The sequence below is a fragment of the Pseudomonadota bacterium genome, assembly GCA_011049115.1.
Lineage (GTDB): Bacteria > Desulfobacterota > Anaeroferrophillalia > Anaeroferrophillales > Tharpellaceae > DSCM01.
This window is the reverse complement of sequence record DSCM01000108.1, coordinates 1-5962: the sequence shown is the minus strand read 5'-3', so window position 1 is coordinate 5962 and position 5962 is coordinate 1. Positions and strand designations below refer to the sequence as shown.

At 55.1% G+C, this 5962-nt stretch carries 6 protein-coding genes; all 6 read left to right on the top strand.

Annotated elements, in window-relative coordinates; all coding sequences use genetic code 11:
- Nucleotides 1–348 precede the first annotated feature (348 nt).
- Nucleotides 349–978 (top strand): HAMP domain-containing protein, encoded by a 630-nt coding sequence (locus ENN66_09725; protein ID HDS16863.1) that lies wholly within the window; start codon nt 349–351, stop codon nt 976–978.
- The gene (locus tag ENN66_09720; protein ID HDS16862.1) at nt 971–1729 is read left to right on the top strand and encodes a sulfite exporter TauE/SafE family protein; all 759 of its coding nucleotides are present in this window, start codon (nt 971–973) and stop codon (nt 1727–1729) included. The genes ENN66_09725 and ENN66_09720 overlap by 8 nt, the downstream gene beginning before the upstream one ends.
- A 47-nt stretch (nt 1730–1776) precedes the next feature.
- The gene (locus ENN66_09715) at nt 1777–2574 is read left to right on the top strand and encodes an ABC transporter permease (GenBank protein ID HDS16861.1); all 798 of its coding nucleotides are present in this window, start codon (nt 1777–1779) and stop codon (nt 2572–2574) included.
- A gap of 5 nt (nt 2575–2579) precedes the next feature.
- Nucleotides 2580–3377, top strand: coding sequence for an ABC transporter ATP-binding protein (locus ENN66_09710; GenBank protein ID HDS16860.1), 798 nt, complete (start codon nt 2580–2582; stop codon nt 3375–3377).
- The gene (locus ENN66_09705; protein ID HDS16859.1) at nt 3367–4410 is read left to right on the top strand and encodes a hypothetical protein; all 1044 of its coding nucleotides are present in this window, start codon (nt 3367–3369) and stop codon (nt 4408–4410) included. Before ENN66_09710 ends, ENN66_09705 begins: the two co-directional genes overlap by 11 nt.
- Before the next feature lie 176 nt (nt 4411–4586).
- Complete coding sequence (locus ENN66_09700; protein ID HDS16858.1) at nt 4587–5801, top strand: HDOD domain-containing protein; 1215 nt, start codon at nt 4587–4589, stop codon at nt 5799–5801.
- The last annotated feature ends 161 nt before the right edge of the window (nt 5802–5962 follow it).

Sequence of the window (5962 nt, the reverse complement as noted above, 5' to 3'; positions counted from 1 at the left end):
ACATGAAAGCGCGCATTCTGGTCACCATGTACGACGAAGCTTCCACGGCCTCCCGAATGATCTTCGGCAAACTCAGAGATCTTTATCCGGAACGACTGTTCCAGACCGCGATTCCTCATGATAACCGCTTGCGGGAAGCCCAAATCATGAATCTTCCCGTCATCAATTATGATCAGGCCAGCTGTTCCGGCCTGCAGTATCTGGCCCTGGCCCGGGAAATTCTCAATCCTCTCCCTTGACCTTGGTAAATACCGGCGGCACAACCGTTGGAAACAACGGGAAAACTTTCGTCCTGGCCGCAGCCACTCGGCACCGAACCCGCGACGGCAACCGGCAGAAAGATAAACCATGACCGTAAAGTTTAGATACACCCTGCAGCGCACCATGATCACCTATCTGTTACTGATTGGTTTTGCGGCTGTCATGGTGGGGATGGAATTCGTCATCGAAACCTCCGGCAGTGAATTTAGAGAACTCTGGCAGGCCCACAGCGAACAGACCGTCGGCCAGGCCATCAACGACCAGGACGTTTTTCAACCCTTGGTCACGCTCAGAAATAAAATGATTTTAATGCTCGGCATTATCATGTCGGTGGTGGTAATTGTCTTAACGATGTTTATCAAAAACATCACGCGCCCGCTGCAATACATGATCGAAACCTCCAGGGAGATATCCATGGGCGATCTCAGTCGGACAATTCGTATCGACACCGACAATGAACTGGCGGAGCTGGGAAACGTCATCAATGAAATGTCGAGCAACCTTCAGGAAATCATCCATTTTTCACTTAACACCTGCGCCGCCGGGAAAGAACTGATTGCCGAAACGGCGAGCCTGCTGAACCGGGATTCCCCGCCGGCCGAGGCATTATTCACCGCCGGAGAAAACCTGGCGCTTCTCGATCAGCAATTGGCGAAACTGAGAGAAGTTATCAACTGTTTTGAATTTTATACCATCGACCAACCGCCGCATGTTTAGTTACTGGGCCGCTTTCCCGGCCGGCATCGTTATCGCCATGATCTCTTCGATAGTCGGCATCGGCGGAGGCATTCTCTGGATGCCGTTTCTTTTGATCGCGCTGAAATTAACGCCGGAAATTTCCGTGCTTACCTCCCTGGCAATTCAGACCGTCGGCATGGGGTCGGGAGGTTTGGCCTATCTTCGGCAAAAGCGAGTTGATTTAAGATTGACGAGCATCATGCTCGCGGCCACCGCTCCCGGCGTCATGATCGGCGCCCGCCTGACCGGGGCCATCAGTCCCAAGCATACCGAGATGATCATCGGGCTGCTGGCGATGGCGACCGCCTTCCTCTTCGTTTCCTCGAACCGGAAATATGACAATCAAGGAGACTTGCGGGCCGAAACCGGTAAAACCGGAAAATACCTGCCCCTCATCTCCCTGATGGCGGTCTTCAGCGGCATGCTGAGCGTCAGCATCGGGGAATGGATAATTCCGCTCATGCATAACAAGATGAACCTAAGGATGAGCACGGCGATCGCGACCAGCGTCATGACGATTTTCGGCGTTTGTCTTCTGGGAGTGCTTTTTCATCTGGGACTGGGGCATCACCCCTGCTGGCAGGCGCTGGCCTGGGCCGCGCCCGGAGTTCTGCTCGGCGGCCAGTTGGGCCCGGCCATCAGCGAACGGATTAATGAAAGATTGCTGAAAGAGATTTTTATCTTTTTCCTGACGCTCGTCGGCATCCATTTAATTTACAACGCTTTCTGATTCAGACATGAACCACAAACCGCTTTCTGAAGGTCGCCGAGTCTTTGATGAACGCAAAAAAACAACCGCCGCAGAGATGGTTTAACCGACAACCGCTGGCCCCTTTCGGCCTCGCCCTGGGTTTATTCCTGCTGGCCTGGGAACTGCTGGCGCGCTTCTCCGGCTGGAATGTCCAGGTATTCCCCGGTCCCGGCCAGGTTTTCAGCAGCCTGGGCGAACTGCTTGCCGACGGCAGCCTGCTTCGGCACACGATAGCCAGCCTTTTCCGGGTCACGGTAGGCTTCTATCTCGCGGTTCTGGTCGGCATTCCGCTGGGCATCGTTCTCGGACGACACCAGCTCGTCAACGCCATATGCAATCCCATCATTCAGTTCCTGCGGCCGATTTCACCGATTGCCTGGATTCCGCTGGCGATGCTCTGGTTCGGCATCGGCGACCAGCCGGCGATCTTTCTGATTTTTCTGGCCGCTGTTTTCCCCCTGCTAGTCTCGACGGCAATCGCCGTCAAGGCGATCAACCCGGTGTATTATCAGGTTGCGGCCAACTTCAATTTCACCCGCATCGAAATCATCACCAAAATCGTACTCCCGGCCATCACCCCGGCCACGACCACGGCGCTGCGGATTTCCCTGTCGGTAGCCTGGCTGGTTGTCGTCGCCGCCGAAATGATAGCGGTCAGATCCGGTTTGGGCTATCTGATCCTGGACTCGCGCAACGCGCTGCGCATGGATTACGTCATGGTCGGCATGATAGTCATCGGGGTGATCGGCCTGGTGCTCGATCTCATCATGCGGGAACTGGGACGTAGCGAAGCGACCGCTTGGTCTCAATCGGAACGGGGATAAGCAATATGGGACAGATAGAAATCAACGCCATCTGCAAGGCCTATCGAAACCGACGCAAACAAAGGCGCAAGCACGATGACCCCAAAATCGCCTATCGGGAGAGTATTCCAGTTCTCGACAATATCAATCTGCAGATCAAAAACGGCGAGATGGTCTGCATTCTCGGCCAATCGGGCTGCGGCAAATCGACCCTGCTGCGCATCATCGCCGGATTTGAACCGGCAAGCTCCGGAGAGGTGATCATCGACGGCCGTCGGGTTCACAAACCGGATTCCGATCACATCTTTGTTTTTCAGCACAACGGCCTGCTCCCCTGGATGACCGTGAGTGAAAACGTCGGTCTGGGCCTGAGAAATCTGAAAAATCCACTGGACAAAAGGGAAAGAATGGCGGAATATATCGAGATCGTGGAATTGGAAGGGTTCGAGCATCACTACCCGCACGAGCTTTCCGGAGGCATGCGACGCCGCGCCGAACTGGCCCGGGCCCTGGCCGTCAATCCGAATCTTCTGATCATGGATGAGCCTTTCAGCGGTCTGGATTTCCTGACCCACATGAAAATGCGGGAGGAAGTCGTCAACATGCACAAATTTGTCGGCAAAACCACGCTGGTCGTCACCCATGACATTGACGACGCCCTGGTCATGGGCGACCGAATCGTCGTGCTGGATGGCCGGCCGGCCCAGGTCAGGCTCAATCACCGACTCGACTTTCCCCACCCTCGGGATTTCCGCCAGCACCACGAGCTCAATCAGCTGCGCAACGAGATCTTTCTGATGCAGGGGGTTTCGTATGCCGTGTGAGAAACCCACGAAAAGGTGGCTGGGGGCGGCAACGGCCGCCCGAACCTATATTGTCATCGCTCTCGGCTGGCTGGTTATCATCAGCCTGCTGCACCATCAATTCAACGGCGAACAAGAAGACCGACGGATTATCCGCATGGGCTATATGCCCGTCCTCTCAAACCTCGCGGCCCCTTTGCTGGATCACGCCAGCCGTAAGAATGGAGATTATCGTTTCTTGGCCATCAAGTTCGCCTCGTTCGCCGAGATAGCGGAGGGGCTGCGCAACGATCATCTTGATGCCGCCTTCATCATCGCGCCCCTGGCGCTGGTCCTGCGCCAGCAGGGCGAAAAGGTCAGGATCGTGTGTATCGGCAACCGCCAGGAAAGCACCCTGGTCACACGCGTTGGATCGAATATCGGGCGCATCGAAGACTTGGCAGGCAAAACCCTGGCGGTGCCCTCACGTTATTCAGGACATTATCTCGAGATGTTACACCTGATGGAAACCAGGGCCCTGAATCCCGCCATTCAAATCGTGGAAATGAACCCGCCGGACATGGCCTCGGCCTTGACCAGCGCCGCGCTCGACGCCTATTTTGTCGGTGAGCCCTTCGCGGCCCAGACCATCCGCTCCGGAAAGGCCAGGGCCCTGCTTTATGTTGAAGAATTAAGACCCCATTTCATCTGCAACCTGGTCCTGGTCAAACAGGCATGGCTCGAGCGCGAGCCCCGGGTCGTGCAGGCACTGGTCTCGGGGGTGGCGCGCGCGGGAATCTGGGCCGGCAAGCATTCAGCGGAGGCCGCGCGCATTGCTTCCCGCTACTGGAAGCAGCCACCGGAGCTGATCGAATATGCCCTTTCCACCCCAACAACCAGAATTGAATTCGATCGCTTCACGCCGGATTCGGCTGAAATCCAAGCACTGGCCGAACTGATGACATCCCATGGTCTGCTGGAACACAGCGAGACAACCGGTCTGGTGGCCGACAGCTTCGCGCAAGCGGTCGATCTGAACAACCTCTCCGATTGCAAAAGTATTTTGGGCCACTGAAAAACATTCCCGCCGAATACGGTGGCGCGCCGCCGGCGGTAATCAACCAGGCCATCACCCGCTGGCCGCAATCTCCAGCGCCGACAGCTACTATCGCGGTAAAAAACGACGCTGTCTGAGCTCGGGCAAAGCCTTAACACCGAACTCACCCATACCAAACGGAAGGAGCTTCAGCCATGCAGAATGTCTACGTTGCCCGCCAGCCGATCTTTGACCAGCACAAAAGAATTTATGCCTATGAGCTTTTGTTTCGCGACAGCATGATCAACTTGGCTCAGGATATCGACGGTGACGCGGCCACCAGCCAGGTTCTGAACCACTGCCTGATCAATATCGGCATCGATGAAATCTGCGGCAATAAGAAATCATTTATAAATTTCACGGAAAACCTGTTGCTCGCCCAAACCCCGCTGCTGCTCGACAGAGAAAAAATCGTCATAGAGATTCTGGAAAACGTCCGCCCTACCCGGGAAGTTATCGAAGCCTGCCGGGAGATGAGGCGGCGGGGCTTTCTTCTGGCCCTCGATGACTTCGTTTATTCACCCGAGTTTAAACCGCTGATCGAACTGGCCGCCATCATCAAATTCGATTTCCGCCTCAGTCCCCAGGAGAAAATAAAAGCATCCCTGGAAAAACTGCCCCAACCCGGACCGCGCCGGCTGGCGGAAAAGATAGAAACCCACGCGGAGTTCGAACTCGCTAGGGAACTCGGCTTTGAGCTTTTCCAGGGTTATTTTTTCTGCAGGCCGGAGATCATCAAGGGCCGCGAAATATCGACCTCACAGTTGAACACCCTTGCCATCGTGGCTGCCCTGAACAACGAAGATTTCGACTATGCTGAAATCGAGGAGATGGTGACGCACGATGTCACCATCTCATACAAGCTTCTGCGCTATATCAATTCTCCTTTCTTCGCCAAACCCAACCAGATTTCAACCATCCGGCAAGCCCTGGTCTATCTGGGCGGTAACGAACTGCGCCGTTTCATGTCGCTGATCGCGATTTCCAGCCTGGCCGCCGGCAAGCCCGAAGAGCTGCTCAGCATGGCCTGCATCAGGGGTAAATTCTGCGAGATGCTGGGCCTGAACACAAAGCAAAAGACCAGGAGCAACGAGCTGTTCACGGTCGGTTTATTTTCCCTGTTGGACGCCATTATGGACCAACCCATGCGCGCGATTTTAAACAAGATACCACTGGGACCTGACCAGAACCGGGCCCTGACCGAAAAAAAAGGCCCACTGGCCGCCTTCCTGATTCTGATTATCGCCTACGAACAGGGCCGCTGGCCGCTGGTCGCGGAACTCGCCGGCAGGCTGGGAATCGAGGAAGGTAAGATTCCGCAACTATATCTGGAAGCTTGCCGCTGGAGCAACTCGGTCAACCCCGATTGATCTTAAAGGTGTTGCGACAAAGCGTTTTTTTTTAATTTACAGAGAATTTCGAGGCCATAAGCGCCCTAATCTTGGTTGTTTTTCGCTTCGAAGCTCCTTATTCAGTCCGCCGGTTTGATTTTTTGCTACCTCTTAATCCCTTACGATGGGGATGTAGCCTT

Coding starts and splice junctions, on each gene's coding strand:
- ENN66_09725 (HDS16863.1), top strand. CDS start 349: ATGACCGTAAAGTTTAGATACACCCTGCAGCGCACCATGATCACCTAT.
- ENN66_09720 (HDS16862.1), top strand. CDS start 971: ATGTTTAGTTACTGGGCCGCTTTCCCGGCCGGCATCGTTATCGCCATG.
- ENN66_09715 (HDS16861.1), top strand. CDS start 1,777: ATGAACGCAAAAAAACAACCGCCGCAGAGATGGTTTAACCGACAACCG.
- ENN66_09710 (HDS16860.1), top strand. CDS start 2,580: ATGGGACAGATAGAAATCAACGCCATCTGCAAGGCCTATCGAAACCGA.
- ENN66_09705 (HDS16859.1), top strand. CDS start 3,367: ATGCCGTGTGAGAAACCCACGAAAAGGTGGCTGGGGGCGGCAACGGCC.
- ENN66_09700 (HDS16858.1), top strand. CDS start 4,587: ATGCAGAATGTCTACGTTGCCCGCCAGCCGATCTTTGACCAGCACAAA.